This is a genomic window from Elizabethkingia sp. YR214 (assembly GCF_003058195.1).
GTDB lineage: Bacteria > Bacteroidota > Bacteroidia > Flavobacteriales > Weeksellaceae > Elizabethkingia.
Map to the genome: position 1 here is coordinate 318,369 of NZ_QBUH01000004.1, position 18,820 is coordinate 337,188.

17 protein-coding genes are annotated in these 18,820 nt (G+C 35.1%); 8 read left to right on the forward strand and 9 right to left on the reverse strand.

Annotated elements, in window-relative coordinates; all coding sequences use genetic code 11:
- Positions 1–55: 55 nt before the first annotated feature.
- Positions 56–1,093, reverse strand: a complete 1,038-nt coding sequence (locus C8J95_RS10055) for a PLP-dependent cysteine synthase family protein (RefSeq protein ID WP_078772621.1) — start codon at positions 1,091–1,093, stop codon at positions 56–58.
- 241 nt (positions 1,094–1,334) lie between these two features.
- On the opposite strand from C8J95_RS10055, the gene C8J95_RS10060 reads away from it, so the two are divergent.
- The 4 genes from C8J95_RS10060 to C8J95_RS10075 all read left to right on the forward strand — a co-directional run bounded on the left by C8J95_RS10060 (position 1,335) and on the right by C8J95_RS10075 (position 6,466).
- Positions 1,335–4,820 carry a DUF2723 domain-containing protein gene (locus C8J95_RS10060; RefSeq protein WP_107808218.1) on the forward strand — a complete coding sequence of 1,162 codons (3,486 nt, stop codon included), beginning with the start codon at positions 1,335–1,337 and terminating at the stop codon, positions 4,818–4,820.
- Positions 4,821–4,907: 87 nt separating this feature from the next.
- Positions 4,908–5,471: a Crp/Fnr family transcriptional regulator gene (locus C8J95_RS10065; RefSeq protein WP_107808219.1), complete on the forward strand. Its 564-nt coding sequence runs from the start codon at positions 4,908–4,910 to the stop codon at positions 5,469–5,471.
- Between the two features lie 67 nt (positions 5,472–5,538).
- A complete protein-coding gene (locus tag C8J95_RS10070; RefSeq protein ID WP_009085924.1) occupies positions 5,539–5,865 on the forward strand; it encodes a multidrug efflux SMR transporter in 327 nt (108 codons plus the stop codon).
- 70 nt (positions 5,866–5,935) lie between these two features.
- On the forward strand, positions 5,936–6,466 hold the full coding sequence (locus C8J95_RS10075) for a DUF1697 domain-containing protein (protein ID WP_107808220.1): 531 nt from the start codon (positions 5,936–5,938) through the stop codon (positions 6,464–6,466).
- An 89-nt stretch (positions 6,467–6,555) separates the two neighbouring features.
- On the opposite strand, the gene budA is transcribed toward C8J95_RS10075, so the two are convergent.
- From budA to C8J95_RS10090, 3 genes are all read right to left on the reverse strand, one after another.
- Positions 6,556–7,389 carry an acetolactate decarboxylase gene (budA, locus tag C8J95_RS10080; RefSeq protein ID WP_107808221.1) on the reverse strand — a complete coding sequence of 278 codons (834 nt, stop codon included), beginning with the start codon at positions 7,387–7,389 and terminating at the stop codon, positions 6,556–6,558.
- Positions 7,390–7,402: 13 nt separating this feature from the next.
- The gene (locus C8J95_RS10085) at positions 7,403–8,185 is read right to left on the reverse strand and encodes an SDR family NAD(P)-dependent oxidoreductase (RefSeq protein WP_107808222.1); all 783 of its coding nucleotides are present in this window, start codon (positions 8,183–8,185) and stop codon (positions 7,403–7,405) included.
- A gap of 73 nt (positions 8,186–8,258) precedes the next feature.
- Positions 8,259–9,164, reverse strand: a complete 906-nt coding sequence (locus tag C8J95_RS10090) for an AraC family transcriptional regulator (protein WP_107808223.1) — start codon at positions 9,162–9,164, stop codon at positions 8,259–8,261.
- Between the two features lie 154 nt (positions 9,165–9,318).
- Here C8J95_RS10090 and kdsA point away from each other — a divergent pair, with 154 nt between their 5' ends.
- On the forward strand, positions 9,319–10,128 hold the full coding sequence (gene kdsA / locus C8J95_RS10095) for a 3-deoxy-8-phosphooctulonate synthase (protein ID WP_078772618.1): 810 nt from the start codon (positions 9,319–9,321) through the stop codon (positions 10,126–10,128).
- Positions 10,129–10,194: 66 nt separating this feature from the next.
- Here kdsA and C8J95_RS10100 read toward each other — a convergent pair whose 3' ends face one another.
- The 4 genes from C8J95_RS10100 to C8J95_RS10115 all read right to left on the reverse strand — a co-directional run bounded on the left by C8J95_RS10100 (position 10,195) and on the right by C8J95_RS10115 (position 14,420).
- Entirely contained in the window at positions 10,195–10,836 is a 642-nt protein-coding gene (locus C8J95_RS10100) for a TetR/AcrR family transcriptional regulator (protein WP_107808224.1), read from the reverse strand.
- A 101-nt stretch (positions 10,837–10,937) separates the two neighbouring features.
- Positions 10,938–12,587 carry a M1 family metallopeptidase gene (locus tag C8J95_RS10105; RefSeq protein ID WP_107808225.1) on the reverse strand — a complete coding sequence of 550 codons (1,650 nt, stop codon included), beginning with the start codon at positions 12,585–12,587 and terminating at the stop codon, positions 10,938–10,940.
- Positions 12,588–12,602: 15 nt separating this feature from the next.
- Positions 12,603–13,457 (reverse strand): twin-arginine translocase subunit TatC, encoded by an 855-nt coding sequence (tatC, locus tag C8J95_RS10110; RefSeq protein ID WP_107808226.1) that lies wholly within the window; start codon positions 13,455–13,457, stop codon positions 12,603–12,605.
- A gap of 3 nt (positions 13,458–13,460) precedes the next feature.
- Positions 13,461–14,420, reverse strand: coding sequence for an SIS domain-containing protein (locus tag C8J95_RS10115; protein WP_107808227.1), 960 nt, complete (start codon positions 14,418–14,420; stop codon positions 13,461–13,463).
- 73 nt (positions 14,421–14,493) lie between these two features.
- Between C8J95_RS10115 and recQ the strand changes: the two genes are divergently transcribed.
- The 3 genes from recQ to C8J95_RS10130 all read left to right on the forward strand — a co-directional run bounded on the left by recQ (position 14,494) and on the right by C8J95_RS10130 (position 18,191).
- The gene (gene recQ / locus C8J95_RS10120) at positions 14,494–16,701 is read left to right on the forward strand and encodes a DNA helicase RecQ (RefSeq protein ID WP_107808228.1); all 2,208 of its coding nucleotides are present in this window, start codon (positions 14,494–14,496) and stop codon (positions 16,699–16,701) included.
- Positions 16,702–16,712: 11 nt separating this feature from the next.
- Positions 16,713–17,804 carry a glycosyltransferase gene (locus C8J95_RS10125; protein ID WP_107808229.1) on the forward strand — a complete coding sequence of 364 codons (1,092 nt, stop codon included), beginning with the start codon at positions 16,713–16,715 and terminating at the stop codon, positions 17,802–17,804.
- Positions 17,805–17,909: 105 nt separating this feature from the next.
- Positions 17,910–18,191 (forward strand): RNA-binding protein, encoded by a 282-nt coding sequence (locus C8J95_RS10130; RefSeq protein WP_009085940.1) that lies wholly within the window; start codon positions 17,910–17,912, stop codon positions 18,189–18,191.
- A 155-nt stretch (positions 18,192–18,346) separates the two neighbouring features.
- Here C8J95_RS10130 and C8J95_RS10135 read toward each other — a convergent pair whose 3' ends face one another.
- A complete protein-coding gene (locus C8J95_RS10135; RefSeq protein ID WP_107808230.1) occupies positions 18,347–18,811 on the reverse strand; it encodes a BlaI/MecI/CopY family transcriptional regulator in 465 nt (154 codons plus the stop codon).
- Between the last annotated feature and the right edge of the window lie 9 nt (positions 18,812–18,820).

Below are 18,820 nucleotides of genomic sequence, written 5' to 3' on the forward strand. Positions count from 1 at the left end.
AAAAAGTCTCCCGATGTAGTATCGGGAGAAAAGTTATATTAAATTATTACAATAATTATTTGATGTATTCTGTTTTGAAGACCTCTTCGTAATTGTGTACACAGTTACGGTTAAATCCCTGAGATTCCATCCACCCGTCATTATATACCTTAGTAATATAACGGGAACCGTGATCCGGGAATATAAGTACAACAAGGTCATCTTTAGAAAATTCATGGGTTTCTGCATATTGTTTCAGAGCCTGAACAACAGCACCTGTGGTATAACCACCCATAATTCCTTCTTTTAATGCAATATCTCTTGTGGCATATGCCGAGTTTTCATCATTTACACGAACAAATTCATCTACCTGATCAAATAATAAAGCTCCGGGAATAAGATTCTTTCCCAAACCTTCTATCTGATAAGAGTGAATTTCATCTTTGTCTATTTCTCCAGTTTCATGGTAAGTCTTCAGAATAGAACCATCTGCATCTACACCAATTACTTTAATATCAGAATTCTGCTCCTTTAAGAATTTTGCAGATCCGGATAAAGTTCCTCCGGTACCACAACATGCAAAAATATGAGTTATTTTTCCCTCTGTCTGTTCCCAGATTTCAGGACCTGTGTTCTGATAGTGAGCTTCAATGTTTAATTCATTGAAGTATTGGTTAATATAGATTGAATTTGGAGTTTCCGAAGCGACTTTTTTTGCTACTTCATAATAAGACCTCGGGTCATCTGCCGGTACACTGGCAGGGCAAACATATACTGTTGCTCCCAAAGCTTTCAAGTAAGCAATTTTTTCTGGTTTAGTTTTGTCACTAACAGCAAGTATACACTTGTAACCTTTTATAATACTAACCATTGCGATTGAAAAGCCTGTATTTCCTGAAGTAGTTTCTACAATTGTAGCACCTGGCTTTAGGATACCCTTTTTCTCCGCAGCCTCTATGATATGGATCGCAATCCTATCTTTTGTTGAGTGTCCGGGATTATAGGATTCTAGTTTAGCATATACTGTAGCCGGAATGTGGTTCGTTACACGGTTTAACCTAACCATGGGAGTGTTCCCGATTAAACCAAGAATGTTATCGAATACATTAGTCATTATATATCATTTTTCTCTAATAAGAACTATCTGCAAAAATATAAAAATATTTGGTTTCAATATGTCAAAATTATGCCAAAATCTACGATTTAAAATTCAAAGATTAAAAAAAACTTAAAAAGCATTAATTTATAGTGATTTATAGAAATCCTAATTCTTGTCATGTTTTACCTGAAATGAAAAAAAACTGCAAAAAGTATTTTAAAAACCTTAATTTCGCAACACAATTTAAAATTTTAGCATGAAGGAATGGACATTTAGGAAATGGAATACCTTTTTAGGATGGGGAATTTTTGTGGTCGCCGCAATTACTTACCTGTCCACAATTGAGCCAAATCTCAGTTTCTGGGATTGTGGAGAATATATATCTTCTGCAGTAAAATTGCAGGTAACACACGCTCCGGGAGCAGCTCTCTTCCAATTGATAGGCGCAGTTGTAGCAATGTTTGCATTTGGAGACGGACATCATTATGGAACAGTTATTAATGCTATGTCCGCTTTATGCAGCGCCCTCACCATATTATTTTTATTTTGGACAATTACACATCTGGTAAGAAGAATTCTAAACAAAGAAATGGATGAACTTACAGGTAATCAGATAGTAGGTGTCCTTTTTTCCGGAATTATAGGAGCATTGGCTTTTACTTTCAGTGATACATTCTGGTTTTCTGCAGTAGAAGGAGAGGTATATGCCATGTCCAGTATGTTTATTGCTTTACTTTTATGGTTGATCTGTAAATGGGAAAACGAATTTAATGAAAGTGATAATGAAAGATGGATTATTCTTATCTTCTTTGTAACAGGGCTTTCTGTTGGGGTACATATGATGTGTATGCTAGCCGTTCCCGCAATATGCCTTATTTATTATTCAAGAAAATATACTTTTACCTGGAAAAGCTTTATCATAGCTAATGTGGTGACGCTTGTTATTTTAGGATTAGTATTCAAAGGAGTATTTCCTTTTATAATGGCTATGTTCGCAAAAAGTGAAATAACTTTCGTTAATGGTTTTGGTTTACCTTTTAATTCAGGGATAATATTCGCTTTCATTGTATTGGCAGGACTTTCTTATCTGGCAATAAGCTATGCAAGAAAGAAGAAAAACAGTATTTTTCAGACAATTGCTTTAAGCCTTGTTTACATGATTATTGGTTTTTCTTGTTGGATGGTAATTCCTATTCGTGCAATGGCAAATCCGGCAATTAACCTGAATGATCCCGACAATGCTATTGGAATGTTGGATTATTATAACCGTGTACAGTATGGGGACTGGCCAACGTCTTATGGTGAGAATTATACAGCTTACCTGGATTATAATGGGATGGAAAAAAATGAAGACGGAAGTTATAAAACAAAGAAAACTGGTGATATATATGAGAAAGATGATAAAACCGGACGTTATGTTTTAGTAGGACAAAGAGATAACATTGTTTTCAATAAAAGCCATGTAGGCTTCTTTCCGAGAATGTTCAATAGTGATAAAGATGTAATGTCTAATTATATCTCTATGTATGGAGCGCCGGACTTTACATTCAATTATAGCAACCCTGATGTTTCCGATGATCCTCAGGCTCATAAAATATTTGATGAACTAAAAAAGAAATATAACGACGGATCTATAAAGGTGGATGATTATATGCAGGTGAAGAATTATAACCTGATCAACATCCAAAAGCCTTCTTTCAGTCAGAATTTTGATTATTTCGTTAGTTTCCAGAATGGTTACTATTTTGTAAGATACCTGATGTGGAATTTTGTCGGAAGACAGAACGATCTACAGGGGCAGATGGAAAATACAAACGGAAACTGGATCAGTGGTATTTCATTTATTGATAATACAATGCATGGTGACCAGAGCAAAATGCCGGCATATTATAAGAATGAATCTACTGTAGTATTTTTCTTCCTTCCGCTTCTTTTAGGTTTAGTAGGATTCTTCTTCCAGCTAAACAAAGATTTTGGGCGATTTTATGCAATCCTTTCTCTGTTTGTTATTACGAGTATAGGCATTGTTTACTATACGGGTGTTAAACCTTTTGAACCACGTGAGCGTGACTATGCGATGGTAGGTTCGTTCTATGCTTTTGCAATCTGGATCGGATTAGGAGCTGCTGCAGTTTTCTATTTTCTGGATCAGAAAGTAAAGAATAGCAAAGCTAACTGGGTTGCAGGTATTATCCTTTTAGGAATTCCATTTATGATGGGCTTCCAGAATTATAGAGTACACGACAGAAGCCATAAATATGCTGCTTATGACTATGCATATTCATTCCTGAAATCGCTACCAAAAGAAACAATTATGATTTCTTATGGAGATAATGATACTTATCCTGTATGGGGAATCCAGCAGACAGAAGGGTTCAGAAATGATGTAAGAGTTGCCCACCAGGCTCTTCTTACAACACCTTGGTTTATCGATCAGATGATGCGTAAGGTGGATAATTCTAATCCGATACCATTATCTATGTCTCATGAAAATTATAAAGAGGGTGTAAATGATCAGGTATATGTAATGTCCAAAGAAGACTGGAATGCTATTTATAAAAACCTTGAATCTCAGGGAGCTCCGGGTACTGTATTGTCATCATTCAGAAAATACCTTGTACAGGATTCTATGACGATGAAGGACGCAGTAAACTTCCTGAAAATGAAATCTGAGGATAAAGACACTGTATTGAAATTTATCTTTGGTGATGATAAATATGAAAAATTAAACTTTCTTCCGGTTAGTAAATTTGTCCTTCCTGTTAATGTAAACAATGCTGTAAAAGCAGGAATTATTAAGCCTCAGGAAGCTGGATTGGCAGTAGATCATATCACAATAGATTATGCAAAATCTTCTATTATGAAGAATAATGTATTCTTGTTAGATCTATTAGCTACATTCGATTGGAAACGCCCGATTAGCTTCTCTGCTGGAGGTGTATACGATGCAGCGAATATTTTCTTTCTGGGTGATTATTTACAATTCGATGGATTCTCTTATCGTTTGGTTCCAGTTAAAACGGAAACAAATAACAGAGGCGATATGGGAAGGGTAGATGCAGACGACCTTTATAATGTGGTGAAAAACTATAAGTGGGGTAACTTCAAAGATCTGTATAACCACTATGATGAAACTGCTACTCAGAATATCATCAGCTACAGAATGAGTGCTTCTCGTGCAGCTCAGGAGTTAGTAGCAAAAGGTGATAAGAAGAGAGCTTTAGAATTATTAGACCTTGCATCGACAGAAATTCCGGTAGCTAAATATAATGATCCGCGTTCTTTAGCTGAGATAGTTTACGGTTATATTGTTGCCGGTCAGGAACAGAAAGGTCTTAAATTGGCTGAAGAACTGAAAAAGAATATTTTTAATGAGTACGATTATTTCAGTAACCTGGATCCGTCACAGCAGAAGTTTGTGAGAAAACAACTTTCTCTACAACCATATCTATATTCTGTTGTTGTAAGTACAGTAAGTGATGCTTATGAAGAGATGGGACAGAAAGATAAAGCCTACCAGTATATTGTAAACTCAATTACACCTGTAGATAAGAGATTCTCGGACTTTGTTAAAGGACTTCAGGCTATGGGTAAAGAAAAGGCGTATAAAGAATCTGAAAATGTACAGAAGATTACACCTTTCTACGAATATCTTTTCAATGTAATGAAGCCTTATGATTCAACTTACTCCAAAGAAAAAATGGATCAGATCACAAGTCAGGTGATTAAAGCTACGCAATAAAAAAATAAAATATTCAAATAATAAAAACTACCACATTGTGGTAGTTTTTATTATTTTTAATGATATAAAAGTCCAAAAATACACGGAATGACTTTAAAAGAAATTCTGGATCAGATATGGGTAATGCCAGAAGAATCCAGACAAGAACTTCAAAAACATATTCATGAAGTTAGCTTTCCAAAAGGTTATAACCTAATGGGAATCGACAAGGTAGAAACCTCAGTTTACTTTGTTAAAAAAGGAATTGTCCGAGCCTATGTGTTACAGGACGGTAATGAGATTACTTTTTGGTTTGGAAAAGAAGGTAATACTGTTATTTCTATGCGGAGTTATGTTGAAAATAAACCTGGTTATGAGAATATTGAACTCCTGGAAGTTTGCGAACTATATGAGCTAAAAATAGACAGTTTAAGAAAGCTTTATCAGCAAGATATTCATATTGCCAACTGGGGAAGAAGGCTTGCAGAACAGGAGCTTATAAAGACTGAGGAAAGGCTTATATCCAGACAGGTTCGGGCGGCTGGCGAGCGTTATAGAGATCTGATGAAGCAACATCCGGAATTTCTGCAGAGAATACAGTTGGGATATATAGCTTCTTATTTAGGAATTACCCAGGTAAGTCTTAGCAGGATTCGGGCAGAAATCAGATGATTTTTTATCATATGTAAATTTTTTTTCAAAATGCATGTATTAATTTTGTGCCGCTAAATTTTAAAAAATGAATTGGATAATTTTAATTATTGCAGGGATCTGTGAAGTTGCGTTTGCATCGTGTCTGGGAAAAGCAAAAGAAACAACCGGAGTCGAGTCTTATTGGTGGTATGGCGGATTCTTTGTGACGGTAACCATTAGTATGCTTCTTCTGATGAAAGCAACACAAACCTTACCGATTGGTACAGCTTACGCAGTATGGACAGGAATAGGTGCTGTCGGAACGGTAATTGTAGGAATCTTTATTTTTAAAGAGCCTGCAAGCTTCTGGAGAATCTTCTTTCTGTTTACATTAATAGGATCTCTTATCGGACTAAAAGCAGTTTCACACTAATTCTTTTACTAATCATAACAGGCTGTTTATAACAAAATACTTTCGTAAATTTGAAGAAGATTTTGTAAGCATGGAAAAGTACTGCGCATTTCTCCGTGGTGTAAATGTAAAAGGGACTAATATGAAGATGGCGGAAGTCTGTAAAGTCTTTCAGAATGCAGGAGTAAAAGATGTTTCTTCGGTTTTGGCATCAGGTAATATTATTTTTTCTTCCGCAGATTCCGTAGAGAATCTGAAAACAAAACTGGAAAAAGAACTTTCAGATTATTTCGATTATGAAGCTTTTCTTTTTATCAGGAATGAAGCTGAAATAACAACTATTTTTAGTAGTTCACCTTTTATTTCTTCACCAGAGTATCATAACTATATTTTCATAACAACAGAAGGAACAGAAGATGTTTTGATGCAGTTTTTTGATGATGCAGTATATAAGGAAAATGAGCAGGCTGAAATTGTTCGTACAAATTTCTACTGGCAGACTCCTAAAGGAAATACACTGAATTCAGATTTTGGCAAAATTCTTGGAAAGAAATCACTTAAAGACAGGCTCACAAGTCGAAACATTAATACGATAGAAAAAATACTAAAAAAGATGCTGTAAGACAAGTAATATTATAGAGTTTCATATTTAAAACTTTAAATATGAAACTCTATAAATATATTAATCAGGTAGTTTGATTTTGAAAAAAATTAATACCCCTGCTCTATACGCTTTAGGTCTTTGTTGTCTTTTATGTTGAAATTAAAATTCTGAAAATCGGGATCTCTTGATGTTTCTAATTCAAAACCTTTTAATTCTGCAATTTCGATATTAAGATTTTCTCCGATAAAATCTAATACATGTCCTCCATATTTTCTGTCCGTGGAAAGAAAATGAAAATGAAAGCCTGTAACATTTATTCCATTCAGATACTCAGGAATATAATAGCCTACCAACACGCCCTCTTTTTCAGGGAAATCAAAGATTTTTTGAGTATCAAATATAGAAGTTAAGACAGGAAAAGGTTCATTTTTTACAGGTGGAAATGCTCTTGTTCTTACATTATAAAAATTTCCTGAAATCTTAATAGAGTACATGGCGTTTTTGTTTGAAAGTGCTTGGCTTATTTTATATAACAATAATTTCTCCTCCGTTCTTTTTTCAATAGTAAGATTAATGTCAGGTCTAAAAAAAGTAACAAATGATAATGATGTCTTAAATTCATTGTCAGACTCTATAGTCTCACCGGTCGCCTTAGTCTGGTATACTTTTCCATCTAATATAGTTAGTTCTCCATCCAATAGATCAGGCGCTCCCAACCCAAAATCGCCTTTCAGTTTTAAATCTTTCAAAGAAAGAGAACCTTTATACAAACCTCCTACAAAAGCGTCTGCTATTCCATATTGAAAGAGTTTGTTATACACAATAGATGCTTTTTTACTATCCAAGATATAATGTTTTGATTTAGAATTTTGACCAACGAGTTGTTGTACGCTCAGTTGGCTTACTAAAAGAAAGAAAATATAAAAACGTAATTTATTCATTTCGTTCTGTGATTTATCTTTGTCCTCCTATTGAAAGACCTCCGTCTACTAAGATACTCTCACCTGTTATAAAAGAAGCTGAAGGACTGCTTAACCATAATACAAGTTCCGCTACTTCTTCTGGGGTTGCAAAACGTCCGATTGGAGCATGTTTTTTATAGGGTTCTATTGCTTTTTCAGCATTCTCCCCCAGGAAAAAACGATCAAACATTGGTGTGCGGATATAGCCTGGCTGAATATTATTTATACGAATGCCTTCAGTAGCAGTTTCAACAGCCAAAGCTCTGATCATACCATCCAAAGCAGCTTTGCTTGCAGAATATACGCTAGATCCTGCAGATGCTCCTTTTGCCAGCCATGAAGATGTATTAACAATAGTTCCGGGTGTTCCTTGCTTTTTAAATTGTTCAATTTCATATTTGCATGCAAGCCATATACCTTTCGTATTAATATTCATTACCTGATCAAATTCTTCTTCAGAAGTCTGCTCAATAAGAGAAAAATGACCTTCGATTCCAGCATTGTTAAAAGCAATATCTAATTTTCCAAAATGTTTTATAGTCTCACTGATAAGATGCTGAACTTCTTCTCTTTTTGAAACATCGGTTTGAATAAATTGAATGTCAGGAGCTATTTGTTGCAATATCTCCATAGCTTTGATACCTTGTTCCGCTCTCCGTCCAGCTATAACTACTTTTATACCGTTTTCTAAAAACAGCTTTGCTGTTGCTAATCCAATACCCGTTGTGCCGCCTGTAATAAGAGCAGTTTTTCCTTTTAAATTTTTTTGTGTCATTGTCTTATAATTTTAATTAAGACAAAGTTCAGAGTACCAGATAAAAATTAAACTATGTAAAACAAACAGAAGATTATGAAATTGAAATAATGTTTCTCCTGAATTGGGAAGGTGAACTCCCGGTTTGTTTTTTAAAGAAAATGATGAAATTTGAGGAATTTTCAAAACCAAGGCAATACGAAATTTCACTAATGTTCCAGCTACTGAATTGTAATAATGATTTTGCTTCTTTTATTGTGCGCTCAGCTATCCATTGAGTAGTTGTTTTGCCTGTGATTTGTTTCAATGCCCGGTTTAAATGATTGGTGTGTATACAAAGTTGTCTAGCAAATTCATGTGCCTTTTTTAATGATATTACCCGGTCAGGTGAATCGATAAAAAATTGGGAATCTAATAATTCCAGAAATAATGCACTAATGCGTTCAGAAGCATTTGAATGCTGTTGAAGCGTTTTGGATGGTTGCATCTTTATAGTTTCATGCATTATAATCTGTACATAGCTCCTTAGCAAATCATATTTATGATGATAATCAGACTGAATTTCGTTCAGCATATTCTCATATAAAGGTTTAAGTAATTTTAGGCTATTATCATCGGGGAAAAATACATGGTTGTCTCCCGCTCTGAATAAAGCTGATTGTGACAGGCCTTCATTTTTTAATGTTGGATTTACAAAATCTTCTGTAAAAAGACAAAAATAACCAGTCTGTTTTTGCGAAGTAGGTTCCCAGGAATAAGGAACTAAAGGGTTCATGAATGCAATAGAAGGTCTGTCAATATTTATTAATTTATCAGCATAATGAATGACCCCAGTACCCTCTGAAATTAATGAAATCTTATAAAAATCTCTTCGGTAAACAGGGGGCAGGTGATGGCTGCACATAAAATCTTCTCTACGGTATACATTAAATTGTCCTGTCTTAGCATGCTGTTGCCCATGTAAAGCATAAAATTCATTTAATGACTCTTTAGGTATCATAGAATAAAGTTAAATAAATTCTATTTAATATTCTGATAATTAGTGTTATTAAGTATGGATACGATAGGGAAGCTCTATGAAAGCTGCCGGAAATTAATTTCCGATTCTGTAATTTTATGAGTAATTTTACTGAAATTTTTAATTAAAATAAAAGATGATTCAGGCTTTAGATAAGATCAAACATAAAGATTCTAAGAACTTCTTTCTTATTGCAGGACCTTGTGCTATAGAAAGCGAAGATCTGGCTATGGAAGTAGCAGAAAGAGTAGTTCAGCTTACCAATCAATTCAATATTCCATATATATTCAAAGGTTCTTTTAAAAAAGCCAACCGTTCACGCGTTGATAGCTTTACCGGGATAGGAGATATTAAAGCGCTTGAAATTTTGAAAAAAGTAGGGGAGAAGTATGATATTCCTACAACAACTGATATTCATGAAAATGAACATGCAGCATTAGCCGCTCAGTATGTAGATGTATTACAGATTCCTGCTTTCTTAGTGCGTCAGACAGATTTATTGATAGCAGCTGCCGTAACAGGTAAAGCTGTAACACTGAAGAAAGGACAATTCCTTTCTGCGGAATCTATGAAGTTTGCTGTAGACAAAGTAAAAGATTCAGGTAATGATAAAATAGCACTGATTGAAAGAGGAAACTCTTTTGGTTATACTGATTTGGTTGTAGACTTCCGCGGGATTCCTACAATGCGTCAGTATGCGCCTACAATATTAGATATTACCCACTCGTTACAGCAACCTAATCAAAGTTCTGGTGTTACAGGCGGAAGACCAGAGTTAATAGAAACTATTGCTAAAGCTGGTATTGCAGTTGGTGCAGACGGGATCTTTATCGAAACCCATCCTAACCCTGCTGTGGCAAAATCAGATGGTGCAAACATGCTAAAATTAGATTATTTGGAAGCTTTACTGGAAAAGCTAACAAGAGTACGCGAAGCAATTTTGTAAAGCATTTTTGAAATAAAAAAGCCGGAAGATAACTTCCGGCTTTTTTTATAAAATAGTGCTAATTTTTTATTTTTTCTCCAGCTTTTTGTACTGGTCGTCTATAATAGTGGCGATAGCATCTTTCAGAATTTTTGCATCTTCTTCTTTATTAAAGTCAAGTCCGCAAAAAGTTGAACCATTTACAGTAAAATGTAAATTAAGATAGTATGTACCTGCTACAAGCATTGCCAATATTGCTCTATATTCTTTAGATTGTTCTTTAAAAAGAGGATCTATAACCTGGTCTAACAGCGGGTTTCCTACGGCCTCTCTGTCATCTGCAAGTTTTCTCAGAGATGGTCTGGTTTCTGAGATACCCCATAAAATAATTTTTTGATATTCTTTGTTTTTGGCTAAAGTCTCATATTGCTTCAGAATCATATTGGTTGTGATTTCCTGTCCACCATCAGAAAAACCGGAAGTCATTATTTCCTGATCATCTACATTAGCCCAGAAGTCCTGTGATTTTATATACTCATCAATAAGCTTATCTGTACTTCCAAAATAAGAATAGATTAGTTTTTTATCCAGTCCTGCAACGGTTGCAATTTTGGAAACTTTTAACTCAGAATATCCCTTTGTTGCCAGAATTTTTCCAACAGCGTTTAATAATTTTTGTTTAGTTTTTTCCTTATTTCTTATTGGACCGTCTACTACTTTTCTTGCCATATTCTTATTATTCTAAATTATATTCCTGAGTGTAAAAATATGAAAAATAACTTTTTATAATGGATATTATAAAAAAAAACACTCCTTAAGGAGTGTTTTTTTTATTTTATAAGGGTATAATCAATATAATAATTTGCATCCCATTCCACCGGGTTTTTGTCCTTTAATTTTACTGTTTTCCACTCCTCAGAAGGTGTTATAACAGTTTTGGAATTCTTTAAACGAACAGGCAATTTAAAATCTTTTACAGTGTTTACCCATCTGAAAGATAATTTTTTACCATCCTGCTTATATTCCAGTTTCGGAATATTGGTAGTAGTAAGGTACTGACTAAACACTGTTGAGAAGTCTATACCGGATTTTTGATTGATATAATCCTGTACCTGCTTGCCAGTAACAGTTTGATGATAAAAATCTTTTCCTAAGCCTCTGAGAATCTGACGGAATTTTTCATCATCGTTAATCACCTGGCGGATTGTATGAAGCATACTTGCCCCTTTATAATACATATCTCCACTGCCATGTGCTCTCACACCGTAAGCCGGAATAATTGGCTCATCGTTCTGGATGTTGTGTCTCTGGCCAATAAGATATTTGTTCCCATCTTCTTTGCCGAAGACGAAATCTGAATAAAGAGTTTCTGAATAACATGTGAAACTTTCGTGTACCCACATATCAGCCGTATCTTGTGCTGTAATATTATTTGCAAACCATTCGTGTCCACTTTCATGGATAATAATAAAGTCAAACTTTAATCCAACTCCTGTACCAGAAAGATCTCTTCCCAAATACCCGTTTTGATATTTGTTTCCATAGGCTACAGCACTCTGGTGCTCCATTCCCAGGTGAGGGGTTTCAACAAGTTTATAACCATCTTCATAGAAAGGATAAGGGCCAAACCAGTGCTCAAAAGCTTTCAGCATAGGTTTTACCTGCTCAAACTGCTTTTTAGCTTTATCAAGATTCTCTTTAATAACGTAATAATCTAAAGATAACTTTCCTTTTTCGCCATCAAAACTATCTCCGAAGTGAACATAATTTCCAACATAAGGCGTAATGCTGTAATCGTTAATTGGATTTTTAACTTCCCAAACCGAAACGTTTTTACCATTTTCAGTTCTTTGTTCTATAAGGCGTCCGTTAGATACACCCGTAAGATCCTTAGGGCTGATAACGGTAAAAGTTACACCATTGTCTGGCTCGTCTCCCCAATAGTCTTTTATAGGTAACCATACGCTGGTTCCAATACCCTCGGTAGCTGTGGTCATCCATGGTTTTCCGGAGGCATCCTTCGCGAAAACCCAACCTCCATCCCACGGAGCTCTTTTAGCAACAATAGGATTTCCTTCAAAATCTATGCTGATAAAGTGATCATCCCCCTTTTTAAAGCTTCCTTTGGTTTGAATGAAGAGGAAATTTCCGTCTCTTTTCTGAGAGGAAATTTCAAAGTCACTCATCACATTAGAAACCCTCATAGGCTGTTGGATGTCTATTTGAAATGTCGGGTTATTTACATCTTTTGTAATACTGAAGCTAATTCTGTTACTGCCTTTTACACTTTTTTGTGCAAAATTGGGTTCAGCCTCAATATCATATTTTTTTACATCCCAAAAATCTCTGTATTTTGTATTAGATCCGAACAGAGAATCTTGTTTTGTAAACACATGTTCTTTTTCTCCAAAAGCATTCTTATTTTGAGAATACCCGAGAACTCCTGATAATAGAAGTGCAGAGATTATAATTTTTTTCATAGTGATGTGAGATGTTTAGTTTTCTATCTTAGGTAGATTGGTTTCCGGAGTTTCTTTATTCTTTGCTCTTTTCTTCATTCTTTTTTCCATAAGTCTGGACATAAATATACTTATTTCATATAGAACAAGCAGAGGTAAAGCTGCTGCCATCATACTCAATACGTCAGCAGGTGTAATAATAGCTGCAACAACCATGATAACCACAATTGCATGTCTTCTGTAAGTGGTTAAGAATTTAGGTGTAAGAATTCCGATGGACGTAAGCATATATACAACAATAGGGAAAAGGAAAATAACCGCCATTCCTAATACTACCTGCAGGAAAATAGTAATGTAGCTGGAAAGGTCAATGTCTACACGAATTGTATCTGAAATATGAAAGAAATAACCAAAGTTGATTACAAAAGGCATCACCAAAAAGTATCCGCTAAGTGCCCCCAGCATAAACATTAACCATGTACTGTTGATTACAAAAATTGAATTTTTTCTTTCGTTTTCATGTAGCCCGGGGCTGATAAATTTCCATAATTCCCATACGATATAAGGGAATGCAATCATAATACCTCCAACAATAGAAACCGCCATCATTACATTGAACTGTTCAAATAATCTTCTTACTTGGATTGGAAATTTTTCTGGTAGATCAATTGTATCATGTCCGAACACCATTTGTGAAAAGTGGTTTACCACTTTAAAGGTTAAAAAATCTGGTTTTGTTGGACCAAATAAAATATGATCCATAACCCAGTTAATATTGAATCCAATAGCAAAACCACCAATAGCAATAGCCAGGATGGAACGTATTAAATGCCCTCTTAATTCACCAATATGCCCCAAAAAGGACATTTCTTTTTCTTTAGTTTCGCTCATTGTTTAAATAATACCTTCATCTAATAATTTATGAATGTCGATAATTCCGGAATACATTCCGTTTTCTGTTACGACAAGTTGACCAATATTGTTGGATTTCAAAATTTCCATGGCATTTTTTGCCAGAGAATTTCTGTCAATAGTTTTAGGGTTTTTACTCATAATTTGCTGAGCTGTAATACCAGAAACATCCTCATTCTGCATAAGCATTCTGCGTAAATCTCCATCTGTTATAACACCGATTATATCATTTCCGCTGGTAACCACAGTAATTCCATGTTTAGAAGCACTGATAGAAATAATGATTTCCCGGATATTGGCACTCTCATGTACTTCAGGCTTATTATCCGAAAGGAATTGAGCAACTGTAGCTGTAAGATTTTTGCCCAATGATCCACCAGGGTGGTACTTAGCAAAATCAGTATCCTTAAAGCCTCTTAGCTCCATCAGACATATTGCTAAAGCATCTCCCAGCGCCATCTGAACAGTAGTGCTGCTGGTAGGAGCCAGTTGATTAGGACAGGCCTCCTGCTCAACGGCAGAACTAATGATAATATCTGAAGATTCGGCTAGCTTACTGTTTAGATTTCCAGTCATACCAATAAGGCATGAAGAATAATTTTTCAGGAAAGGAGCCAAGGATGCAATTTCGGGAGAATTTCCGGAATTTGATATGCATAGAACAACATCTTCTTTAGCCAGTAAACCAAGGTCTCCATGTATTGCTTCGGCAGCATGCAGAAACTGAGTAGGAGTGCCTGTGGAATTTAAAGTTGCCACTATCTTGTTGGCAACGTGAGCACTTTTGCCAATGCCCACAACGACAAGCTTGCCTTTGGTTTCATAAATTTTCTCAACAGTCTGAATAAAATTTTCATTTAGTGAATTTTTTGTCTTTTCCAGTTCCTGAATCTCTATGGAAAAGGTCTTTCGAGCAAGGCTTAGAATTTCTTCGGTTTTCAATGTAGATATTGCTTTGTTATATTAATTTCATTATCTTTGATAAGATGCAAATTTAGTAAACTTAAATCAAAGGATGAATACAAAATCTGCGAACATAGCGGAGTCATTGAAAAAGTATTTTGGCTTTACAACATTCAAAGGGTATCAGGAACAGATTATATCTTCACTTTTAGAAGGGAGTGATGTCTTTGTTCTGATGCCAACAGGTGGAGGTAAATCATTATGCTACCAGTTGCCGGCATTAATGAGCGAGGGAACAGCTATTGTGGTTTCACCACTAATAGCACTAATGAAAAATCAGGTAGATGCGGTTAACGGGCTTTCCTCTGAAGAGGGAGTAGCACACGTTCTTAATTCTTCGTTGAACAAAACTCAGACGAAAACCGTGATGGATGATATCCGGAACGGAAGAACAAAGCTGCTTTATGTAGCTCCGGAATCGTTGATTAAAGAGGAATATATAGATTTCTTTAAAGAGGTTCCTATTTCTTTCTTTGCAATAGACGAGGCGCACTGTATTTCAGAATGGGGACATGATTTCCGTCCGGAATACAGAAATTTAAAAAGTATTATCGATAAAATTGCGGATGTTCCTGTTATTGCACTAACGGCTACAGCAACTCCAAAAGTTCAGGATGATATTCAGAAAACACTTGGCATGACGAATGCTCTTGTATATAAAGAGTCTTTCAACAGGCCCAACTTATTTTATGAAGTACGTCCGAAAGTAAACATCGATAAAGAAATTGTTAAATTCATCAAAGCCCAAAATGGTAAATCAGGGATTGTTTACTGTCTCAGCAGAAGAAAAGTTGAAGAATTTGCACAGCTGCTTCAGGTAAACGGACTGAATGCATTACCATATCATGCGGGTTTAGATGCCAAAACACGTGTTACCAATCAGGACAAATTCCTGATGGAAGAGGTAGATGTTATTGTAGCAACTATAGCATTCGGGATGGGAATTGATAAGCCGGATGTAAGATTTGTAATTCATTACGACATACCAAAAAGCTTAGAAAGTTATTATCAGGAAACTGGACGTGCCGGAAGGGACGGGGGAGAAGGACATTGTATTGCCTTTTACGATCCGAAGGACATTGAAAAACTTGAAAAGTTTCTGGCTCAGAAACCAGTTTCGGAAAGAGAGATTGGTTTACAGCTGCTTAACGAAGTAGTGGGATATGTTGAAACATCCATGAGTCGCCGTCAGTACCTGCTGTATTATTTTGGTGAAAAGTTTGATCCGGTAAACGGAGCTGGAGCCAAGATGTGTGATAATTCAGTAAACCCGCCTGTATTAAAAGATGCAAGTGAGGATTTGACGAAAATTTTAAGCCTGGTAAATGATCTGGGGCAGAAATTCAGAGCAAAAGATCTAGTAGCAGTAATTGCAGGTAAAGAAAATGCTGTAACCAAGTCGTATAAACTTGAAAACAATCACCACTTTGGTAGTGGTAAGGACAAGGAGGATAATTACTGGAAATCTATTATCCGACAGGCAGTAGTTCAGGATTTTTTATTAAAAGATATTGAAACCTACGGGGTACTAAAGCTTACGAAAAAAGGCTTAGATTGTATCGACGGTAAGTTGAAATCGAAATTTGAAATAGCAGAAGACAGAGTATATAACCTGGCAGAAACTGCCAAAATATCCTCTGAAGTTACATTAGGAAATACAGCGCGTGGACTGGACGATAAATTGTTCAGCTTACTAAAAGAGGTAAGGAAGAAAGTCGCCCAGAAAAATAATATTCCGCCATATACAGTATTCCAGGATCCGAGTTTGGAGGATATGACAGTACAATATCCTATTAGTATAGATGAGATTTCTAAGATATACGGAGTAGGAGAAGGAAAAGCTAAAAAATTCGGAAAGGAATTTGCGGATTTTATAAAAAAATATGTTGAGGAAAACGATATCGACCGTCCGGACGATATGGTACTAAAGCAGGTAGCAAATAAATCCAGTCATAAGGTTTTTATTATTCAGAATACGGATAAGAAAATTGATTTGGAAGATATTGCTAAAGCTAAAAATCTGACAATGGACGAACTGCTTTCCGAAATGGAGAGTATCGTCTATCAGGGAACGAAACTAAATATCGACTATTATATCGATGAGAATTTTGATGAGGATATTGTAGAAGGGTTTATGGAATTTATGATGGAGTCTGAGAGCGATAGTATGAAGACTTTATGCACTGAATTTTCTGACGAACTTTCCGACGAGGAAATCCGAATGCTGCGTATAAAATTTATTAGCGATGTAGCGAACTAAAAGCAGGAAAAATGAAGCTTATTGAAATTATGTTTATTCTTCCTGATCTCAGACCAGATCAGGAGGAATATACTGTTTCAATGCTACTGAAATATTTGCCAAGAGATATCTTTCGCCCTTCAGTTCTATTACTAAATAAAGGAAAGCATTATTATAACCTGAATGCACTTCGGGAGTATGTAGAGGTTATTGATCTGCAGGTAGAGAAAATCAGAAATTCTTTAACTGTCATTCTGAGACAGATTAAAAAACGAAATCCCGATATTGTTTTCTGTAATGCAAAAGAGCTAAATGTTTATTTTGCATACTTTTCTTACTTCTTCCCGCATACTAAGTTTATCACAAAAATGACTGAAGGATTCTCCAGACAATTGTTCAGGAGGAGTCTGCGTTTTTTCTATAGATTTTATAATAATTATGATAAGATTATTATACCCTCTGAGGATACACGTAACGATCTTATTCATACTTTTAAAATTGACCCCCGTAAACTGGCGAAAATTCATAATTCTGTAGATTTTGATCAGATGGATAATAAATTCTCTGATGTCCGGAAACCTCATTTTTTTGACGATGAATACAAGAATATTGTTACAATGGGAGATTCTTCATCTACAGAAGGATTCGAGCATTTGTTGCAGGTATTTAAACATCTTGAAAATGAAAAGGTGAGACTTCATATATTAACCAATGAAATAAGCAAAGAAAAAATACAGCAGGCAAAAAATAACCTGAATCTGAATAATGTGATTTTTCATAGCACAATGAGTAATTCTTATGCCTGTGTCAAATATTCAGATTTATTTATCCTTTCGTCTAAATGTGATGACTCAGTAAATACATTATTGGAAGCCGGATGTTGCGGTACTTATGTTTTAGCAGATAGCAAATTAAACGGTCTTTCGGAAATTATTCAGTCAAAAGTGAACGGAGAAATGTTAAATATTGAGAAACATGAAAGCTTTGCGAAACAAATCTTGGAATCACTGTATAGTGATAAATCCCCTGAATTAATAAGGTATTCCATGGAAAGTAGATTTTCTAAAGAAAATATTTTAAAACAATATTTTGATATTTTGGAAGAAACATATAATATTCGATAAAATTGTTGTACCTTGCCTGCATTATTTAACAGAAATCAATAGGATGTTCATTACGTTTTTTGATTACTTTAAATCATATTTTATCAACAATTTTAATTTTTTATAATGAACATTTTTATTTCAAACATTAACTATTCAGTTAAGGAATCTCAATTAGAAGAACTTTTTGCTTCATATGGTGCTATTCAGTCTGCTAAAATTATCATGGATAGAGAGACTGGTCGTTCTCGTGGTTTTGGTTTTGTTGAAATGCCAAACAATGATGAAGCTAACACAGCTATTGAATCTTTAAACGGAGCTTTGTTTCAAGGTAAAAACCTTAACGTTTCTGAAGCTAGACCTAAAGAAGAAAAACCTAGAAGATCATTTAATAATAATAGATACTAGTAAAAGACGACAATTGTCGTGTCGTGACCGGAAGAGTGATCTTCCGGTTTTTTTATTTTAAAATTTAAAATAAGGTATTCTTTGTTTTATAATAATAAAAAACACCCTGAATTTTCAAAACTCAGGGTGTTTGTATATTCTTTTATGTAAAAAAATTATCCTGCTGATTTCTTCTCAGCTTTTTTCTTTTTAGATTTCTCTTTCTTCTTTTTCTTTTCTTTCTCTGGTTTTGCTTTTTTAGCTTCTTCCTCTTTTACAGAAACAGGCTCAGCAATAATACTTGTAGTATAAGGCTTTAGATGCTGATCGGTTAAAAGCTCTAATCTGATCATTTCAGCTAGTAAAAGTTCAGGAGATGCATGGTAATATTCTTCTATAAACAATCTTAGCAGCTGCTGGTAGTATTGTTCCTTAGAAACTTTTACTTCATAACGGTGAAGCCTGCCAAAAGGTTTTACTTTCAAAAATCCTTTTTCAACCAATATTTTCAATACTGTTGCTACAGTATTGTGATGTGGTCTAGGCTCCGGATATGCTTCCATAATATCCTTAAGAAACCCTCTTTCTATTGTCCATAACGCATGCATTAGCGTTTCCTCTGCCGGAGTAAGGCTCTTCATAAAAATTAT

Bases quoted from the DNA above. Each gene is read 5' to 3' on its own strand.
- C8J95_RS10055 (WP_078772621.1), bottom strand. From the start codon at position 1,093: ATGACTAATGTATTCGATAACATTCTTGGTTTAATCGGGAACACTCCC.
- C8J95_RS10060 (WP_107808218.1), top strand. From the start codon at position 1,335: ATGAAGGAATGGACATTTAGGAAATGGAATACCTTTTTAGGATGGGGA.
- C8J95_RS10065 (WP_107808219.1), top strand. From the start codon at position 4,908: ATGACTTTAAAAGAAATTCTGGATCAGATATGGGTAATGCCAGAAGAA.
- C8J95_RS10070 (WP_009085924.1), top strand. From the start codon at position 5,539: ATGAATTGGATAATTTTAATTATTGCAGGGATCTGTGAAGTTGCGTTT.
- C8J95_RS10075 (WP_107808220.1), top strand. From the start codon at position 5,936: ATGGAAAAGTACTGCGCATTTCTCCGTGGTGTAAATGTAAAAGGGACT.
- budA (WP_107808221.1), bottom strand. From the start codon at position 7,389: ATGAATAAATTACGTTTTTATATTTTCTTTCTTTTAGTAAGCCAACTG.
- C8J95_RS10085 (WP_107808222.1), bottom strand. From the start codon at position 8,185: ATGACACAAAAAAATTTAAAAGGAAAAACTGCTCTTATTACAGGCGGC.
- C8J95_RS10090 (WP_107808223.1), bottom strand. From the start codon at position 9,164: ATGATACCTAAAGAGTCATTAAATGAATTTTATGCTTTACATGGGCAA.
- kdsA (WP_078772618.1), top strand. From the start codon at position 9,319: ATGATTCAGGCTTTAGATAAGATCAAACATAAAGATTCTAAGAACTTC.
- C8J95_RS10100 (WP_107808224.1), bottom strand. From the start codon at position 10,836: ATGGCAAGAAAAGTAGTAGACGGTCCAATAAGAAATAAGGAAAAAACT.
- C8J95_RS10105 (WP_107808225.1), bottom strand. From the start codon at position 12,587: ATGAAAAAAATTATAATCTCTGCACTTCTATTATCAGGAGTTCTCGGG.
- tatC (WP_107808226.1), bottom strand. From the start codon at position 13,457: ATGAGCGAAACTAAAGAAAAAGAAATGTCCTTTTTGGGGCATATTGGT.
- recQ (WP_107808228.1), top strand. From the start codon at position 14,494: ATGAATACAAAATCTGCGAACATAGCGGAGTCATTGAAAAAGTATTTT.
- C8J95_RS10125 (WP_107808229.1), top strand. From the start codon at position 16,713: ATGAAGCTTATTGAAATTATGTTTATTCTTCCTGATCTCAGACCAGAT.
- C8J95_RS10130 (WP_009085940.1), top strand. From the start codon at position 17,910: ATGAACATTTTTATTTCAAACATTAACTATTCAGTTAAGGAATCTCAA.
- C8J95_RS10135 (WP_107808230.1), bottom strand. From the start codon at position 18,811: ATGAAGAGCCTTACTCCGGCAGAGGAAACGCTAATGCATGCGTTATGG.